The organism is Enterocloster sp. (assembly GCF_057861365.1).
Genome location: NZ_DBMACH010000009.1, coordinates 1 through 19161, shown reverse-complemented (window position 1 = coordinate 19161; position 19161 = coordinate 1). Strand labels below are relative to the sequence as shown.

Annotated in this window: 17 protein-coding genes; all 17 read left to right on the top strand. The window is 45.6% G+C overall.

Annotation, left to right across the window (positions count from 1 at the left end; translation table 11 throughout):
* Window positions 1-2: 2 nt before the first annotated feature.
* Window positions 3-647 carry an RNA polymerase sporulation sigma factor SigK gene (gene sigK / locus ACZM6M_RS10970; RefSeq protein WP_278284200.1) on the top strand — a complete coding sequence of 215 codons (645 nt, stop codon included), beginning with the start codon at window positions 3-5 and terminating at the stop codon, window positions 645-647.
* A 124-nt stretch (window positions 648-771) separates the two neighbouring features.
* Entirely contained in the window at window positions 772-1788 is a 1017-nt protein-coding gene (gene galE, locus ACZM6M_RS10965; protein ID WP_489490421.1) for a UDP-glucose 4-epimerase GalE, read from the top strand.
* 241 nt (window positions 1789-2029) lie between these two features.
* Complete coding sequence (locus ACZM6M_RS10960; RefSeq protein WP_489490420.1) at window positions 2030-3583, top strand: YifB family Mg chelatase-like AAA ATPase; 1554 nt, start codon at window positions 2030-2032, stop codon at window positions 3581-3583.
* Window positions 3562-4674 (top strand): DNA-processing protein DprA, encoded by a 1113-nt coding sequence (gene dprA, locus ACZM6M_RS10955; RefSeq protein WP_489490419.1) that lies wholly within the window; start codon window positions 3562-3564, stop codon window positions 4672-4674. Before ACZM6M_RS10960 ends, dprA begins: the two co-directional genes overlap by 22 nt.
* Window positions 4675-4735: 61 nt before the next feature.
* The gene (gene topA / locus ACZM6M_RS10950; protein WP_419504231.1) at window positions 4736-6847 is read left to right on the top strand and encodes a type I DNA topoisomerase; all 2112 of its coding nucleotides are present in this window, start codon (window positions 4736-4738) and stop codon (window positions 6845-6847) included.
* Window positions 6848-6966: 119 nt separating this feature from the next.
* A complete protein-coding gene (codY, locus tag ACZM6M_RS10945) occupies window positions 6967-7755 on the top strand; it encodes a GTP-sensing pleiotropic transcriptional regulator CodY (protein ID WP_066548012.1) in 789 nt (262 codons plus the stop codon).
* Between the two features lie 216 nt (window positions 7756-7971).
* Window positions 7972-8724: a 30S ribosomal protein S2 gene (gene rpsB, locus ACZM6M_RS10940; RefSeq protein WP_419504471.1), complete on the top strand. Its 753-nt coding sequence runs from the start codon at window positions 7972-7974 to the stop codon at window positions 8722-8724.
* Between the two features lie 30 nt (window positions 8725-8754).
* Entirely contained in the window at window positions 8755-9693 is a 939-nt protein-coding gene (tsf, locus tag ACZM6M_RS10935) for a translation elongation factor Ts (protein WP_296038797.1), read from the top strand.
* 346 nt (window positions 9694-10039) lie between these two features.
* A complete protein-coding gene (locus ACZM6M_RS10930; RefSeq protein WP_337434102.1) occupies window positions 10040-10870 on the top strand; it encodes a metallophosphoesterase in 831 nt (276 codons plus the stop codon).
* Between the two features lie 253 nt (window positions 10871-11123).
* Entirely contained in the window at window positions 11124-11465 is a 342-nt protein-coding gene (locus ACZM6M_RS10925) for a hypothetical protein (protein WP_489490440.1), read from the top strand.
* Complete coding sequence (locus tag ACZM6M_RS10920) at window positions 11410-11673, top strand: UxaA family hydrolase (RefSeq protein WP_296038793.1); 264 nt, start codon at window positions 11410-11412, stop codon at window positions 11671-11673. Before ACZM6M_RS10925 ends, ACZM6M_RS10920 begins: the two co-directional genes overlap by 56 nt.
* Before the next feature lie 199 nt (window positions 11674-11872).
* On the top strand, window positions 11873-12301 hold the full coding sequence (locus ACZM6M_RS10915) for a GNAT family N-acetyltransferase (RefSeq protein ID WP_418926337.1): 429 nt from the start codon (window positions 11873-11875) through the stop codon (window positions 12299-12301).
* Between the two features lie 90 nt (window positions 12302-12391).
* Window positions 12392-14185 (top strand): flavin reductase, encoded by a 1794-nt coding sequence (locus ACZM6M_RS10910; RefSeq protein WP_489490418.1) that lies wholly within the window; start codon window positions 12392-12394, stop codon window positions 14183-14185.
* A gap of 320 nt (window positions 14186-14505) precedes the next feature.
* Window positions 14506-15417 (top strand): Abi family protein, encoded by a 912-nt coding sequence (locus ACZM6M_RS10905; protein ID WP_242962990.1) that lies wholly within the window; start codon window positions 14506-14508, stop codon window positions 15415-15417.
* A 353-nt stretch (window positions 15418-15770) separates the two neighbouring features.
* Window positions 15771-16886, top strand: a complete 1116-nt coding sequence (locus tag ACZM6M_RS10900; protein WP_337434100.1) for a Gfo/Idh/MocA family protein — start codon at window positions 15771-15773, stop codon at window positions 16884-16886.
* Window positions 16883-17944, top strand: a complete 1062-nt coding sequence (locus ACZM6M_RS10895) for a Gfo/Idh/MocA family protein (protein ID WP_066548037.1) — start codon at window positions 16883-16885, stop codon at window positions 17942-17944. Before ACZM6M_RS10900 ends, ACZM6M_RS10895 begins: the two co-directional genes overlap by 4 nt.
* A 113-nt stretch (window positions 17945-18057) precedes the next feature.
* Window positions 18058-19161 (top strand): oleate hydratase (locus tag ACZM6M_RS10890; RefSeq protein ID WP_489490417.1); only part of this gene is annotated, 1104 nt, incomplete at its 3' end.

Below are 19161 nucleotides of genomic sequence, written 5' to 3'. Positions count from 1 at the left end.
ATATGCAGGGGTGGCTTTCTTTGAAAACTTTTCCAAAACCATTATCCCAGATGGAAGAAAAGGAGTGTCTGGAGCGCTGCAAAGGGGGCGACCAGTCTGCCAGAAATATGCTCATTGAGCATAATATGCGTCTGGTAGCCCATGTGGTAAAAAAATATCAGTGCCCGGATTACGAAACAGAGGATCTTCTGTCGGTGGGAACCATCGGACTGATAAAAGCAGTCAATACATTTAATGCAGACAAAGGTTCAAAACTGGCGACGTACGCGGCCCGGTGCGTGGAAAACGAAGTGCTGATGAAGCTCAGAAGCAATAAGAAACTTGCAAGAGAGGTATCCCTCTATGAACCCATCGGAGTAGACAAGGACGGAGAAACCGTAAGTCTGATGGACGTGATCGAGATGGAAAATCCCGAAACCATAGACGGGCTGATCTTGGATCAGGATATCAGGGAAATGTACCGGGCCTTTGACCGCTGCCTGACAGATCCGGAAAAACAGGTCATTTCCATGCGGTACGGCCTCTTTCGGGGCAGGGAGCATACACAGAGGGAAATTGCAGCCCGTATGGGGATATCCAGATCCTATGTCAGCCGGATTGAAAAGCGGGCGATAGGGAAGCTTCGGGCAGAATTTGAGCATTTTTAAGCGGTAGCGCCATAAATATCTAAAATACAGGATAAAAGTGTAAATAAATTAAAAAAATATGCATTGTCATGGAAATGATTTCCGTTTATACTGAGTAGGAAAGACAGGATAAGGAGGAAATGACATGGCTGTTTTAGTAACGGGAGGCGCCGGATATATCGGAAGCCATACCTGCGTAGAGCTGCTGAATGCAGGCTATGAGGTAGTAGTCGTAGACAATCTTTACAATTCCAGTGAGAAGGCTCTGGAGCGTGTTGAGGAGATCACGGGAAAGAAGCTGAAATTTTATCAGGCAGATCTGCTGGACCGCGAGGCGGTAAAAAGGATTTTCGATCAGGAATCCATCCAGGCTGTGATCCATTTTGCAGGCTTAAAGGCAGTAGGTGAATCCGTTCAGAAGCCTCTGGAATATTATCACAATAATATTACAGGAACGCTGATCCTGTGTGATGAGATGAGAAATCACGGCGTAAGGAACATTGTATTCAGCTCTTCTGCAACGGTATACGGCGATCCTGCACAGATCCCCATTACAGAGAAATGTCCCAAGGGTGAGATCACTAATCCCTACGGACGCACCAAGGGAATGCTGGAGCAGATCCTGACGGATTTCCATACTGCAGATCCGGAGTGGAATGTAGTGCTGCTGCGTTACTTTAACCCAATCGGCGCCCATGAGAGCGGAAGGATCGGAGAGGATCCCAAGGGAATTCCGAACAATCTTGTCCCCTATATTGCGCAGGTAGCGATCGGTAAGAGAGATCATTTAAATGTATTCGGAAATGATTATGACACACCGGACGGCACAGGCGTAAGAGATTATATCCATGTGGTAGACCTTGCGAAAGGCCATGTAAAGGCCATGAAGAAGCTGGAATCCAAAGAGGGTGTCAGCATCTACAACCTGGGTACAGGCGTAGGCTACAGCGTCCTTGATGTGCTTCATGCCTATGAAAAAGCCTGCCACAAAACTTTAAAGTATGAAATTCAGCCCCGCAGGGCCGGAGATATCGCAACCTGCTACTCGGACTGCACAAAGGCAAAAGAGGAGTTAGGCTGGGTTGCTGAAAAGGGAATTGAGGAAATGTGTGCCGATTCCTGGAGATGGCAGTCCATGAATCCGGACGGCTACAGAGAATAAAATACAGGAGCCATATCAGCAGAAGCGGACAGAGTTCCAACGGCTGGTATGGCTCTTAAATTTTACTTGCTATTTTGCAGGTTATCCGGTATAGTAAAAATATCTGTTTGATCTATTAAACAAATTTTTCAAATCTGTTTGATCATATCTGAATTTCATTGGTTTTATCTTTTTTATTCCCGTTTACCATTGGCGAGTCAGGGGCGAAGTGTACCTTTTTAACGAAACAGGAGGAGGGTTTATGTTTACAAGGATTAACAGCAGCGGAATACAGGGAATCGGGGCATATCCGGTGTCTGTGGAGGCGGATGTGGCAAATGGTCTTCCAGGTTTTTCCATATCCGGTCAGCTGTCCACAGAGGTCAGGGAAGCACAGGAGCGGGTCCGGACCGCGTTAAAAAATTCTGGCTTTCAGCTTCCGGCTAAAAAGATTACGGTAAATTTGTCGCCGGCAGGTGTGAAAAAGGGAGGAACGGCCTTTGATCTTCCCATTGCAGTCGCAGTATTAGGTGCTTTTGGGGTCTTAGATACAGGCGGACTGGGAGAATGTCTTGTGATTGGAGAGCTGGGGCTGGATGGAAGCGTAAAACCAGTTCCGGGAGTTCTGGTCCATACGGAGGCCGCAAGAGCAGGGGGATTGAGACAGTGTATCCTGCCGGGGGAAAATGAAAGGGAAGGGAGGCTCATAAAAGGAATACAGATCATCGGAATCCGCTCGCTGAAAGAGCTGGTCCAGACGCTGGCCAGGCCGGACTGGAAAAGTACAGGACAGAAAGAGGAGACAGAAGAGGAGGAGAATGATAGATCATGCGAAGGAGATTCAGTGGATTTCAAAGAGATAAACGGGCAGGGAGTACTGAGGCGGGCCGCAGAGGTGGCTGCGGCGGGAATGCACGGCCTTTTGATGTGCGGCAGTGCGGGAACCGGAAAATCTATGGTAGCCTCCCGTATCCCCACGATTCTTCCTGGTCTCACCAGAGAAGAGGATATAGAGATATCCAGAGTTTACAGCGTCTGCGGCAAGCTTCCCTCTGGGCGTCCGCTACTTTCTAAGCGGCCCTTCCGCAGTCCCCACCACACGATTTCTCCTCAGGGCCTTACGGGAGGCGGCCGCTTTCCGGTTCCCGGAGAATTTTCACTTGCTTCGGGAGGCGTGCTGTTTTTAGATGAGCTGCCTCATTTTGGCCGCGGCGCCATAGAGGCGCTGCGTCAGCCTCTGGAAGACCGGAAAATTATGATCAGCCGTGTCTGGGGAAGCTGTGAGTTTCCGGCGGATTTTCTCATTGTGGGAGCCATGAATCCCTGCCCCTGCGGCTTTTTTCCGGACCGTAACCGGTGCAGCTGTACAGAGGCGCAGATCCAGGGATATTTAAGAAGGCTGTCCCGCCCTATTTTAGAGCGCTTCGATATGGGGGTGGAGGCGGCTCCTGTTTCCTTTCGGGAGCTGGAAGAGACTCCGGCGGAAAATGAATCCTCAAAAGAGATCCGCACACGGGTGGAACGGGCCGTAAAAATACAGAAAAAGCGCTTTGAAGGAACGAAAATCCGCTTTAACAGCCGGATGGGGCCGGCGGAAATCCGGCGTTTTTGTCCGTTGGGAGAAAGGGAACGGGAGTTTGCCGAAAAAGTTTATGAAATAAGAGGATTAAGTGCCAGAAGTTATCATAAGGTTTTAAAGACAGCCAGAACCATAGCGGATCTGGCAGGAGAGAAAAATATCAGGCGGGAACACCTGGCAGAGGCATTTGGATACCGCACACTGGAGGGACGGTTATGGGGACGGGAGAAGGATTAGAACGGCTGTTTTTGCACTGGCTCATCCGGATGGAGGGAATGGGAGCTGTGACTGTAAAACGGATCGGAGCATTTGCAGGAAGCTATCGAAATGCATATTATATAGAAGGAATGGAACTTCAAAAAGCGGGGATCTTAAAGACAGAGGAAAGCTGCATACGGTATGATGCCTGGAAAAAGGAATTTTATCCGATGGAAGAGGAATATTACCGTCTGGCAGAAAAAGGAATCCGTTTTATCACGCATCTGGATCCGGATTATCCGTCCCGTCTTCTTTCCATGTATGACTTTCCGGCTGCTTTGTATGTGAAAGGAGATCTCCCAAAAGAAGATGAACCGGCGGCGGCTATTATCGGTGCCAGGGAGTGTTCGGCTTATGGCCGGCAGACGGCAGAGCATATGGCGAAAGAGCTGGCAGAGGCAGGCGTAACGATTATCAGCGGCCTGGCTCGGGGAATCGATGGAGCCGGACATAAAGGCGCTTTGGATGGAGGTGGAAAAACCTTTGCAGTTCTGGGCTGCGGCGTAAATATCTGTTATCCCAGGTCCAATTACAGCCTGTATACTCAAATTGGGGAACAGGGCGGTCTTATATCGGAGTATCCCCCGGATACCCCGCCTCTGGCCCGCAATTTCCCCATGAGAAACCGGATCATCAGTGGTCTTTCAGACGCAGTTTTGGTGATAGAGGCCAAAAAAAAGAGCGGTTCCCTGATTACAGCACAAACAGGACTGGATCAGGGAAAGGATATTTATGCGGTTCCGGGACGGATTACAGATTCCTTAAGCGAAGGCTGCAATCAGCTTATCGCTTCCGGTGCTTTTGTCCTCCTGTCTGCGGAAAACCTTTTGGAAAACATGGGCATTTCCTACAAAAAGAAAGACCGGGCGGGGGAAAAAATTGAGAAGGGACTTGCAAAGCGTGAAAAAATGGTGTATAGTTGCTTGGATTCCGAACCGCTCCATGCAGAGGAAATCGCAGCGAGGGCAGGACTTTCTGTAAGCCAGTCCATGGATGTCCTTCTCACTCTGGAGCTGGAAGGCTATGCAGTGCGGACAACAGGTCTGTACTATGTCAGAGGGGATTTATGATATGGCCCCAAGGGGAAACTGACAGAAAGAATCAGTAACACAAAATAAGGAGTTTTACACCATGGCGAATCATCTGGTAATCGTAGAATCACCTGCAAAGGTGAAAACCATAAAAAAGTTTCTGGGAAGCAGCTACGAGGTAGACGCTTCCGGAGGCCATGTAAGGGATCTGCCTAAAAGCCAGCTTGGCTTTGATCCGGAGCATGGTTATGAACCAAAATATATTACGATCCGCGGAAAGGGAGATGTTCTTGCGAAGCTGCGCAAGGAGGTAAAAAAGGCAGATAAGATCTATCTGGCAACGGACCCGGACCGTGAGGGAGAAGCCATTTCATGGCATCTGATGAAGGCTTTAAAGCTGGATGAGGTAAAGAATAAATCCGTTTACCGCATCAGCTTTAATGAGATTACTAAAAATGCAGTAAAGGCTTCCTTAAAGGCTCCGAGAACGCTGGATATGAATCTGGTCAATGCTCAGCAGACCCGCAGGATGTTGGATCGTATGGTAGGCTACCGCATCAGTCCGCTTTTATGGGCAAAGGTTAAGAGAGGCTTAAGCGCCGGCCGCGTTCAGTCTGTGGCTCTGCGCATGATCTGCGATCGTGAGGATGAGATCAATGCATTTATTCCTGAGGAATACTGGAACTTGGACGCGTCCTTTAAAATTGCCGGAATGAAAAAGCCTCTGACTGCCCGTTATTACGGCCCTGCAGACAGCGGAAAGGAGGAAAAGGCAAAGGGCGCAAAGATGGTGATCCGCAGCAAGGCAGAGCTGGATGCGGTTATGAAGGATTTAGAAAACGTATCCTACCTTGTGGATGAGGTGAAAAAGGGAGAGCGTGTGAAAAAAGCACCGATTCCGTTTACCACCAGTACCATGCAGCAGGAAGCCTCAAAGGCTCTTAATTTTTCGACCCAGAAGACCATGCGCCTGGCTCAGCAGCTTTATGAGGGCGTAGAGGTAAAGGGGCACGGCACCATTGGTTTGATCACTTATCTGCGAACCGATTCTACCCGTATCGCGGAAGAAGCAGATGCTGCGGCAAGAGCCTTTGTAAAAGAGCACTATGGAGAAAACTATATGGCTGCAGGCGAACCGGCCAAAAAGAATGCGGGAAAGATCCAGGATGCTCATGAGGCTATCCGCCCTACCGATATATCCCTTACTCCTGTAATGGTAAAGGAGTCTCTTCCAAGAGACCTTTTCCGTCTGTATCAGCTGATCTGGAAGCGTTTTGCTGCCAGCCGCATGGCTCCGGCCGTGTATGAGACGACCATGGTAAAAATCCGGGGAGGAAACCAGCTGTTCAGTGCAGCTGCGTCCCGGCTGTCCTTTGACGGTTTTATGTCTGTATATGTAGATGCAGATGATGAAGAGGAGAAGGGCCAGACCATGGGAGCCATGGAAAAGGGAAGTGCGCTTTCTCTGGAAAAACTGGAGCCCAGCCAGCATTTTACCCAGCCGCCGGCTCACTATACAGAGGCTTCCCTTGTAAAGGCGCTGGAGGAGCAGGGAATCGGACGTCCCAGTACCTATGCGCCCACCATTACTACCATTATTGCCAGACGCTATGTTGCAAAGGAAAATAAAAATCTTTATGTGACAGAGCTGGGAGAGGTAGTAAACCGGATCATGAAGCAGTCCTTCCCAAGCATTGTAGATGTGAGCTTTACCGCAAATATGGAATCCCTTCTGGATAAGGTGGCAGACGGCACGGTGGCATGGAAAACCGTGGTAAGTAATTTTTATCCAGATCTGGACGAGGCGGTAACGATCGCGGAAAAGGAGCTGGAATCGGTTAAGATCGAGGATGAAGTTACGGATGAAATCTGTGAACTCTGCGGAAGGAACATGGTGATCAAATACGGTCCCCATGGAAAGTTCCTGGCCTGCCCTGGCTTTCCGGACTGCAAAAATACGAAACCCTATCTGGAGAAGATCGGCGTTCCCTGTCCCAAGTGCGGCAAAGAGGTGGTGCGCAAGAAGACGAAAAAGGGCCGTCTTTATTACGGCTGTGAGGCAAATCCGGACTGTGACTTCATGTCCTGGCAGAAGCCTTCCACTCAAAAATGTCCCAAGTGCGGCTCTTATATGGTAGAAAAGGGCAGTAAGCTGCTCTGCGCGGATGAAACCTGCGGTTATCGTATGGATCCGGCAGAAAAAGAAAAGTAGAAAAAGACAAATATCTTAAAATAATCGAAAACTTCAAAAAACTCTTGTTATTGCTTTGAAATTGTGCTAAAATTCAATTATTAGTATAGTATACCTTTGAGATAAGGAGGGTTTCGATTATGAGCGTTCAATTGTTGGACAAAACAAGAAAAATCAACAAGCTATTGCATAACAACAATTCACATAAGGTTGTTTTTAATGACATCTGCAAAGTTTTGAGTGAGATCCTGTTATCCAATATCCTTGTTATCAGCAGGAAGGGCAAAGTCCTTGGCGTAAGTCTCTGCCCAGGCGTGGATGAGATCGAGGAGCTGATCGAAGATCAGGTAGGCGGCTTTGTTGACAAAATGTTAAATGAACGTCTTCTCAGTGTTTTGTCTACAAAGGAGAACGTAAACCTGGCAACGCTGGGCTTTGCGGAGGAGAACGTGAAAAAGTATCAGGCCATTATTACCCCCATCGATATTGCAGGGGAGCGTCTGGGTACATTATTTATTTATAAATCAGACAGCCAGTATGATATTGATGATATCATCCTCAGCGAATACGGCACTACGGTGGTAGGACTTGAGATGATGCGCTCTGTGAATGAGGAAAATGCAGAGGAAACAAGAAAGGTTCAGATTGTAAAGTCTGCCATCAGCACCCTGTCTTTCTCGGAGCTGGAAGCCATTATCCATATTTTTGAAGAGCTTAACGGAAATGAGGGCATTCTGGTAGCCAGCAAGATTGCAGACAGGGTTGGTATTACCCGCTCTGTGATCGTAAATGCACTTCGCAAGTTTGAAAGCGCTGGTGTGATTGAGTCACGTTCCTCCGGCATGAAGGGTACCTATATCAAGGTTCTCAACGACGTGGTGTTTGATGAGTTAAAGGCCATTAAGGCGTCTAATTCAAATCTGAAATAGGATTTTATCAAAAAGATAAAAGACAGCTTGCAAAAAGTGCTTGCAAGCTGTCTTTTTTTATGATATAGTAGAAAGGCTGAAAAAACACGTCTGTGGATTTTTTGGAAAGGTGCCTGGGGCAGAGCCTGAGGTCTTCTGAAGAAGCATGAGAAGCAGGCGGACGATGCCGGAACCCATGCTCAGCGGTTCGGCTAAAAACCAAACGGAGGTATAAACATGAGCGTAATTTCTATGAAGCAGTTACTGGAAGCTGGTGTACACTTCGGTCACCAGACAAGAAGATGGAACCCTAAGATGGCTCCATACATCTACACAGAGAGAAACGGCATCTACATCATTGACTTACAGAAGTCTGTAGGAAAGGTAGATGAGGCTTACAAGGCTGTATCTGATATCGCAGCTGAGGGCGGCACTATCCTGTTCGTAGGTACAAAGAAGCAGGCTCAGGAAGCAATCAAGACTGAGGCAGAGCGCTGCGGTATGTACTATGTAAACGAGAGATGGTTAGGCGGTATGCTGACCAACTTCAAGACCATCCAGAGCCGTATTGCAAGACTGAAAGAGATCGAGGCTATGTCTGAGGACGGAACCTTTGATGTTCTTCCAAAGAAGGAAGTAATCGAGTTAAAGAAGGAATGGGACAAGTTAGAGAAGAACCTGGGCGGAATCAAGGATATGAAGAAGCTTCCAGACGCAATCTTCGTAGTAGATCCCAAGAAGGAGCACATCTGTATTCAGGAGGCTCATACTCTGGGTATCACCCTGTTAGGTATCGTTGATACAAACTGCGATCCTGAAGAGTTAGATTATGTGATCCCTGGCAATGACGACGCTATCAGAGCTGTTAAGCTGATCGTTTCCAAGATGGCTGACGCTGTGATCGAGGCTAAGCAGGGCGAAGTTTTAGAGGGCGCAATAGAGATCGAAGTACCTGCAGATGCATTTGAAGCAGAGGGTGCAGAGGCGTAATTAAAACTTTTAATATTGGAGGATGACAAGATGGCAGTAACCGCAGCAATGGTAAAAGAGTTGAGAGAGATGACCGGTGCCGGAATGATGGACTGCAAGAAGGCTCTTGCAGCTACAGACGGCGATATGGAAAAGGCTGTTGAGTTCTTAAGAGAAAAGGGACTTGCAGGCGCAGCTAAGAAGGCTGGACGTATTGCGGCTGAAGGTATCGTAGATACATTACTGACTGCTGATGAGAAGACCGCAGTAGTAGTAGAGGTTAATGCTGAGACTGACTTCGTTGCAAAGAATGCCGTATTCCAGGCATACGTTGCAGACGTAGCAGCACAGGCTCTGGCTTCTTCCGCAGCTGATATGGACAGCTTTATGGCTGAGAAGTGGGCTAAGGATGAGTCCCTGACTGTAAAAGAGGCTCTTTCCTCTCAGATTTCCATCATCGGCGAGAACATGAATATCCGCCGTTTTGAGAAGGTAACAGAGGAGAACGGTTTTGTTGCTTCCTACATCCATGCAGGCGGAAAGATCGGCGTTCTGGTTGACGTTGAGACCAACGTTGTAAATGACGAGATCAAAGAGATGGCTAGAAACGTAGCTATGCAGGCAGCTGCATTAAAGCCGCAGTTCACCAGCAGAGATGAGGTTGACGAGGCTTTCATCGAGCATGAGAAGAGCATCCTGATGGCTCAGATCCAGAATGATCCTAAAGAGGCTTCCAAGCCTGAGAAGGTAATCCAGGGAATGATCCAGGGACGTATCAACAAAGAATTAAAGGAATTCTGTCTGTTAGATCAGGTTTATGTAAAGGCTGAGGATGGCAAGCAGAGTGTAGCTCAGTATGTTGCAGCTGTTGCAAAGGCAAACAATGCAGACGTTAAGATCAAGAAGTTCGTTCGTTTCGAGACCGGAGAGGGTCTTGAGAAGAAGAATGAGGATTTTGCAGCTGAGGTTGCGGCTCAGATGGGTAAGTAATTTCCTGAATAAAATCTAGGTTAAAACCCTTGAAAAGCTCAGAAATGGGCATTTTCAAGGGTTTTTTGCGGTTTGAAACGGATTTGCGCTTTACGATGCATTAATCTATAGATTATAATGCAGGTGTATATCAGGATCTGGTTTGGCCTGTACTGGAGCAGGGTTCTGCATAGACATGGCTATGAGCAGATTACCCAGGTGATGGAAAAGAACACAGATGAAAGGTAAAACAGAAACACGCTAAGGAAGGAAAATGGTAGATAGATGAATGGGATTATCCTTGCACTGTATTTGATTTTTAAATAACGGATGGATCATAGACGAAATTTCCCCGGAGGTGAAAATAGTGAAACATATAAAACTGGCGGCGGTAGCAGCGGCGTTGATAATATGGACCGGCTGGCAGAATAACACGGTTGGTATTACACATTATACTGTTTTAAGCGACAGTCTTCCGGCTGCATTTGACCAATACAAAATCGCCGTTGTATCGGATCTGCATAATGGGGAGTATGGAGAAAATAATTGCCGTTTGACGTCCATAATCAAAAAAGAAAGTCCGGATATGATTGCTGTAACTGGAGATTTTGTAGATTCCAAAAGAACCGATATGAAAATAGCGGAGGAGCTGATAAAAAGACTTACAGAGATTGCACCATGCTATTATGTGACAGGAAACCATGAAGCGTGGATTGGCGGACGGTATCAGGAATTAGAGGAGAAACTGCTTGATACAGGTGTTATCATCCTGCATGACAGATCCGTAGGGCTTATGAAGGATAATGAAAGGATACAGATTGCAGGTCTGGACGATCCGGATTTTACCACTGGGAATTTATCTGAAAAAGAAAGCGCATTAAAAAATAAAATAAAGGGGATGAAGCTTACGGAAGATTACTGCATTTTGCTGTCTCACAGACCGGAGTATTTCAGAACCTATGTGTCCGAAAGCATTGATCTGGTATTAAGCGGACACGCCCATGGCGGACAGTTCAGGTTGCCTTTTATCGGTGGATTGATCGCGCCTGGTCAGGGGATTTTTCCCAAATATGATGCAGGAGCCTATTCAGAAAACCGTACAACTATGATTGTCAGCAGAGGAATAGGAAACAGTATCATCCCGGTACGGTTTAATAACAGGCCGGAAGTGGTTATTGTTCACCTGGACAGCATTTAATTGTAAAAAAACATAAAACAGGACGCAAAATACCAAAAAAATGATAAAATGACCACACAGACCGGGGGCTGACTGTATAAAACGTCAAAATATAAAAAGATATAAATTACAACTAATGTAAAAATAGCTATAAAACATACAACTTTATAAAGAAAATAATGAAAAATGTTGACTTCTGCTTCTAAATCATATAACTATTGTAAATAGATAATAAAATTTGTCTAAGTGAGCAAAACGTGGTGCAACTCCTGAGATTCATAATCAGATTATCCAGATTTGTAAAGATTATGAGAAGCATCTGGCTTTAGCAGGACAGGACTGCCGGACAGGCCAGCCGACACCGGGAAATAAAACAGGGGGATTATCTACATTGGAAGAAAAAAGTTTGGGATGTATCCGTAAAGGAGGTACAAGGCCCATTGTGGAAGTTCTGCCTGAGACAGCAAGACCTACAAAACAAGGCGAAATTATTATGGATACTCCTGGCTATGATATTGCATCTGTTACCTCAATGGTAGCGGGGGGGGGGCAGTCTTATTGTGTTTACCACAGGCAGGGGAACACCAACGGGACATGCGCTGGCACCAGTTCTTAAAGTAACCGGAAATCGAGATACGTTTGAACGTATGCATGATAACATTGATATAGGTGTATGTGAGATAATGGAAGGAACCTGTACGATTGAAGAAGCGGGAGAACGATTGTTAAAGGAAGTCATAGAGGTTTGCAATGGAAAAATGACAAAGGCGGAAGCCTATGGGTTTTCAGATATAGCAGTGGATCATATTTGCCGTTATATTTAAGATGTAATTTTTAGCCATATCTGTACACTTGGAAAAATGTTCTGATATATTTATAAGCATAAGCAGTATAATAAATCTTGAAAAAGAAATAAAAAAACTTGCACCAACCAATAAAAAGTTGTAAATTAAAAGCGCCTGCATGGTTTAAACGATGCGGACGCTTTTTGCTGTTAGAAAATTCAAAATTGGAGAGTATAGTGTGATACGTAGTATGAAACAATCAGATCTTGATCCGGTTGCGTTGATTTGGCTGGATACAAATATTAAGGCACATGATTTTATTCCTGCCTCATACTGGAGGGATCATTTTGAAGCGGTGAGGGGAATGCTTGCAGAGGCTGAAATTTATGTATGGGAAGAAGAGGGTTCAGGAAAAATTCAGGGCTTTGTGGGACTGGACGGAGAGTATATTGCGGGGATTTTTGTGCAAAGCCAGAGTTGGTCACAGGGGATAGGGGGCCGTCTCCTTGACTATATAAAAAAGCAGCATTCCAGACTGACTCTGAGGGTATATGCAAAAAATACCAGAGCTGTACGTTTTTATCAGAGGGAGAGCTTCCGGATTCAGATGGAAGAAACCGATGAGATGACAGGGCAGAAGGAATATGTTATGCTCTGGGAGGATTAATAAAAAATTAACAATATGAGACCTGATTTTAATAGAAAAATCGTCATATTCGTGGTAAAATAAAGCTATCACGAAGAAAGGGGCATAATAATGGAAATTACCAGAGATATTATTTATGCAGGCGTTAATGATCACAGCGTAGATCTTTTTGAAGGACAGTATAAGGTTCCCAACGGGATGTGCTATAACTCCTATGTGATTTGCGATGAGAAGTGTGCTGTTATGGATACGGTTGATGCCAGATTCACTCACGAATGGCTGGACAATCTGTCCGGTATTTTAAAGGGAAAGGCGCCGGATTATCTGATTATCCAGCATATGGAGCCGGATCATTCCGCAAATATTTATAATTTCATGAAAAATTATCCCAATACAACCATTGTATCCAACGCCAAGGCGTTTGCCATGATGGGACAGTTTTTTCCGGATATGAATTTGGAGGGACATACTCTTGAGGTGAAAAACGGAGATACGCTTACTCTGGGTTCTCATGTACTGACCTTTGTATTTGCGCCTATGGTACACTGGCCGGAGGTTATGGTGACATATGACAGTACAGATAAGGTGCTGTTTTCTGCGGATGGTTTTGGAAAATTCGGTGCTCTGGATGCAGAGGAGGACTGGGACGATGAAGCCCGCCGCTATTATATCGGTATTGTGGGAAAATACGGTGCACAGGTGCAGAAGCTTTTAAAGGCAGCTGCAGCTCTTGATATCCAGACGATCTGCCCTCTTCACGGACCGGTTCTCAAGGAAAATCTGGGGCATTATCTTGAAAAATATAATATCTGGTCCTCCTATGAGGCAGAGTCAGAGGGTGTGGTTATTGCGTATACCTCTGTCTATGGAAATACAAAGAGGGCAGTTGAGCTTTTGGCCTCCAGACTGCGTGAAAAAAATTGTCCGGAGGTAGTAGTCTGCGACCTAGCCCGTATGGATCTGTCAAAGGCAGTGGAAAATGCCTTCCGCTACGGAAAGCTGGTACTGGCAACTACTACTTACAATGCGGAGATTTTCCCGTTTATGAGGACCTTTATTGACCATCTGACAGAGCGGGGATACTGCAAGCGCACCATCGGCCTGATTGAAAATGGTTCCTGGGCGCCTTTGGCGGCAAAGACCATGAAGGCTATGTTTGAAAAGTCAAAGGATATTACCTGGTTAAAGGATAAGATTACCATTCAGTCCTCACTGAGCAGTGAGAACAGAGAGCAGATTGACAGAATGGCTGCTGAACTCTGTGAGGAGTATATTGCCCGTTCTCAGGTCACGGCAAATAAGCATGATATGAAGGCTCTCTTTAAGATCGGCTATGGCCTTTATGTAGTGACCTCAAATGACGGAACAAGGGATAACGGCCTCATTGTAAATACGGTAACGCAGCTGACAGATACGCCTCTGCGGGTAGCTGTGAACATTAACAAGGCCAACTATTCCCATCATGTGATCAAGCAGACCGGTATTATGAATGTAAACTGCCTGTCCGTGGAAGCTCCCTTCAAGATATTTGAAACCTTTGGATTCCAAAGCGGCCGTCAGGCAGATAAATTTGCAGGTATGAAGATCTGCCGTTCGGACAATGGCCTGGCTTTCCTGCCCAAGTATATCAATGCCTTTATGTCATTAAAGGTAGATCAGTATGTGGATCTGGATACTCACGGTATGTTTATCTGCTCCGTAACAGAAGCAAGGGTGATGAGCGATCGGGAGACCATGACCTACACCTATTATCAGAACAATGTAAAGCCGAAGCCTCAGACAGATGGCAAGAAGGGCTTTGTGTGCAAGGTATGCGGCTATATCTATGAGGGAGATACTCTGCCGGATGATATTATCTGCCCGTTGTGCAAGCATGGCGCAGCTGATTTTGAACCCATTGAGTAGGTTGCAGAATAACTAAATGATGAATCATGCGGGCCGGGAAACGTTTTCCGGCCCGCATGCTGCGTAGTTCAGGGGTACATACTTATTTATTTTGGGTGGCTTCAACTGCGAAGGTTCAGGTGAAAAAGGTGGTTGAAGTTTTGCTTTGCATGTGTTACTATAATTATAGACCGTAGGAAGGCATGGGTAATGCCCGAATCCAAATATTCCATTGGCGGGATTAAGAATGGTATATCCATTCTTTTTTTTTACTATGAAAGAAGGTGTTATGAGTGTCAAATACTGAATTGCCTATAGATTTGGAAAATCAGGTGGTACTTATGAAAAAGTATGTAAACTTTCGACAGAGAAAAAAGATGAGAGATTTTTTAGAATATGCAGGATACTTTAGAGCAAGCCGTTATGGAAAATATCTGTTAACACAGGTCAATGTATTTGGAAGTAAAGCAGATGCAAAGGTTTTCTTTGAGTTGTATGATTTCGATATGCAGCTGAGATTGTTATTATTCAAATATTGTAAGAAGGCAGAAGTCTATTTTAAAAGTGCGATTGCGAATGCGATTTCACTAAAGACTGGAGATGCAGGTTTTTATCTGGATAAGCAATATTATACTCCTACCAGAAGTGAAAAGGATAAAAAGACCAGAAATAAAAATGTATTATTTTTTAATACAAGGTTTTTTGCCGGCTTGACCAGTGATGAAGAAAAACTGAGAAGAGATGTGGTTAAACATCCGGAATTGAAAGAGTATCGCAGGGGAGGAACCCGTCAAAATAATGTATTGCCTGTATGGGCGGCATTTTCATATTTTGAAATGGGAACGATTGTTATGCTTTATTCATATTTGCGTGGTGATTTGCGAAAGGAAGTATTGAATTATACCTATCCGGGAAATAATTATAAAAAAGAAACAACAAAACAGATGGATACATGGCTGGATGCGATCAGGAATCTTAGAAATTACTGTGCGCATCATTCTATGCTGGCAGGTATGACTTCTTCAGTGGTAATACCAGATAATAGGGACAGTTCCGATGTTCTTCCAGATAATACAAATCTGTATTCAAGATTGTATGCGTTAAAGAAAATACTGCCGCAGAAGGATGGGGATATGTTGGCAGAGGAATTGGATAAACTTATATGGAAAACGAAACTGGATATATATAAGATGAACATTTTACCGACAAATTGGAGGGCTTTATATAATAAAATATTGTCCTTGCATGGATAAAGGGTCTGTTTGTGAATATAATAAAATAGACCGTAGGAAGGCATGGGTAATGCCCGAATCCAAATATTCCATTGGCGGGTAGGCAGCTATAAAAAAGGCTGCCTATTTCAATTTGTTAGCACTGATTTTAAATCAGGGTTCAAAGCAGTCGTTGTATTGGAGAATAAGCTATCTTCGTTGAAAGCTATTTAATCTGTCTATTGCATTCTGGTGATAAGGTGTTTACAATACCCATAGAGGATTCTTTATTTACGGCTGCGCCGTGAATGATCCGGAGTAAATGATGAATCAGGCGGGCCGGGAAACGTTTTCCGGCCCGCCTGCTGCTTAAAACAGAAAGGAAGGGAAGACGGATGGAAAAAATCAGAATGGCCGTTATTGGGATCGGTACAATGGGAAAAAAATATGCGAAAATGATACAGGAGGGAAGGATTTCCGGGATGTGTCTTGGGGCAGTCTGCTGCAGGAGCCATGAAAGCAGTCAGTGGGCAAAAGCGGAGCTTGGCGGAGAGCTTCCTGTCTTTCAGGACACAGAGAAGTTGTTTGATGCCTCAGAGCTGTTTGACGCCTGTCTTATAGTTACGCCCCATAAGCTGCATCCGGAGATGATTATACAGGCATTTGATAAGGGAAAGCATATATTCTGTGATAAGCCCATAGGCGTTTCCATGGGGCAGTGCCTGAAGATCCGTCAGAAGGCAGAAGAGAAGGATCTTGTTTTTGCAATGATGTTTCATCAGAGGATGTATCCAAAGTACGAACGGATCCATGAGCTTCTTGAAAGTGGGACTCTGGGACAAATCCGCCGTATTCTGATGGAGAACTCCAGATATTACAGAACCTGGCATTATCATAAATCCGGAAGCTGGCGAAGCAGCTGGAGGGGAGAAGGAGGCGGTGCGCTTTTAAACCAGGGACAGCACCTGCTTGATATCTGGCAGTGGCTTTTTGGAATGCCGGAAAGCCTTTACGCTTTGATTCCCTATGGAAAATATAACGATTTTTCAGTGGATGATGAGGCTACGATTGTGATGAAATATCCGGATAAGAAAACAGCAGTATTTATTCTTACTACGGGAGAAGGAACCTGGACCGAACGGCTGGAAATTGTGGGATCTAAGGGAACGCTTCTTTTGGAGGACAGCCATTTGACCCTTCATCTGTATGATCGGGATCTGGAAGAATATAAAAGGACGGCTTCCTGCAATTCCAGAGAAGAACTGAAGGAGAGAGTTACAGAGGAAACATTTCCTCAGGATGAAGAACCCTATGAGGAAATGCTGGCGGATTTTGCACAGGCTGTTTTGGAAAAACGTCCGGTCAGAGTCAATGGGCTGGAAGGCTTAAATTCTCTGGAGCTTACCAATGCCGCCTATCTTTCTGCCTGGATGGGAGCGCCTGTTTCTCTTCCGATAGATGAAGTGCAGTATGAGAGGGAGCTGGAAAAACGGATCAGGGAGGAAATATGAGACCATTGTCATTTGTTATCATCGGCTCCGGCTTCAGAGCCATGTTTTACGGGAGAATTGCCAGACGGTATCCGGAGCTGTTTACACTAAAATACATATTATGCAGATCTGAGGAGAAGGCCGCAAAGGCTCATGGGGAAACAGGCTTTCCCACAACTGTATCAGACGAGGACTGCAAAAACTCCAAACCGGATTTCGTGGTTGTGGCAGTAAATAAAGGGAATATTGCAGATGTGGCAGAGAAATGGGCGTTGATGGGCTATCCTGTGCTTACTGAAACACCGATTGGATGCACTCTGAAACAGTTAAGACGAATCTGGGAATTAAAAGAGAAATACCATTGTAAAATTCAGGTCTGCGAGCAGTATTTTCATTGTCCCACACTCAGGGCAGGACTGCATCAGATTCAAAATGAAGCCATAGGGCAGCCAGACTCCATGTATCTGTCGCTGGTACATGAATACCATGGGGCCAGTCTGATCAGAAAATATCTTTTGATGGGGCATGAACGCTTTTCTGTTATAGGAAAGCAGTTTACGTTTCCGCTGACAGAAACAGATTCCCGTCAGGGGGCTATTACGGATGGTTCTGTAAGCAGCCGGGGGAGAATCATGGCTCTGTTTGAATTTGCTTCCGGAAAGACGGCGCTTTATGATTTTTCGGGGGAACAGTACCGGTCTTTTATACGCAGCCGCCATGTGACCGTTCGCGGGCAGAAAGGAGAGCTTACGGATCAGATTCTTTACAGGCTTACAGAAGAAAATTTCCCTGAAACCCTATATCTTATGCCGGAATTAGATTCACGGTACAGACAGCTTGAAACAAAACGTTTAAGGGATTGTGTCCGGGGCTGGAAGCCTGAGCTGTATCTGGATGAGATTGAGGATGAATATGCCATTGCCTGTATGCTTTATGATATGAGAGAGTATCTCGATTCGGGAAAAGAAATTTATCCTTTAAGGGATGCTCTTCAGGACAGCTATATGGCTCTGCTGCTCCAGGAGGCTGTCATGTCAGAGGGCTGTAAGATTCATTCCCAGCCAATGCCCTGGAATTAGAAAAACGCTTTTCGATTAAAAATCCGGATTTCGGTACAGACTATCATCAGATCTGCAGCATGGGCGGATGAAAGGCCTGTGCCGGATACTTGGTAAAAACGAAAGGAAAGTCTATGAAAAAGGGAAAAATGTGGAAGGCGGGGGCTGCAGGAATGATGGCTGCGGGAACAGGAGCAGTCCTTATGATGGCCAGCCGGAAAAAGGAACGGATGTACAGGCTTACGGACAGCAATTCCTCCTGTAAAAATAAAGGGTCAAAGGGAGAAAATCAGAGGATTTATTATTCCAAAGGCAATTATGAGGCATTTGCCCGTCCTGAAAAACCTGAGGGAATAGAAGAAAAGTCGGCCTGGTTAATCGGCGGTGGTCTGGCTTCTCTGGCGGCGGCCTGTTTTCTGATCCGGGATGCCGGAATGTCCGGGGATAAAATCCATATTCTGGAAGCCTCTGACCGTACAGGGGGAGCCTGCGACGGAATTCTGGATTCATCGAGAGGATATATTATGCGCGGCGGACGTGAGATGGAGAATCATTTTGAATGCCTGTGGGATCTGTTTCGATCCATCCCTTCGCTTGATACGCCGGGGGCCTCGGTGCTGGATGAATTTTACTGGCTTAATAAGGCTGATCCCAATTATTCCCTCTGCAGGGTAACGGAAAAACAGGGAAAGCCTGCCTGTACACAGGGGTATTTTGGTCTCAGCGAAAAGGCGGGACGTCAGATTATGAGGCTGTTTTTTACCTGCGATGAAGACCTGTATGATAAAACCATAGAAGATGTATTTGACAATGAAGTATTTGACTCGCCCTTCTGGCTTTACTGGCGCACCATGTTCGCTTTTGAGAACTGGCACAGCGCTCTGGAAATGAAGCTTTATCTCAGGCGTTTTGTTCATCATATCGGCGGCCTTCCTGATTTTTCAGCATTGAAATTTACACGCTACAATCAGTATGAATCACTGATCCTTCCTCTGAAACGGTATCTGGAAGAAGCCGGTGTGGAATTTCGCTTTGGAGTTGCAGTGACAAATGTGGAGTTTGACATCAGAGAGGGAAAAAAGACGGCAAAATTTCTGGACTGCATGATAAATGGCGCAAAAGCACAGATTCCTCTTACAGAACAGGATCTGGTATTTATTACAAATGGAAGCTGTACAGAGGGAACGGTTTACGGAGACCAGGATCATAAACCGGACCCGAAAAGACAGTCGGAGGCT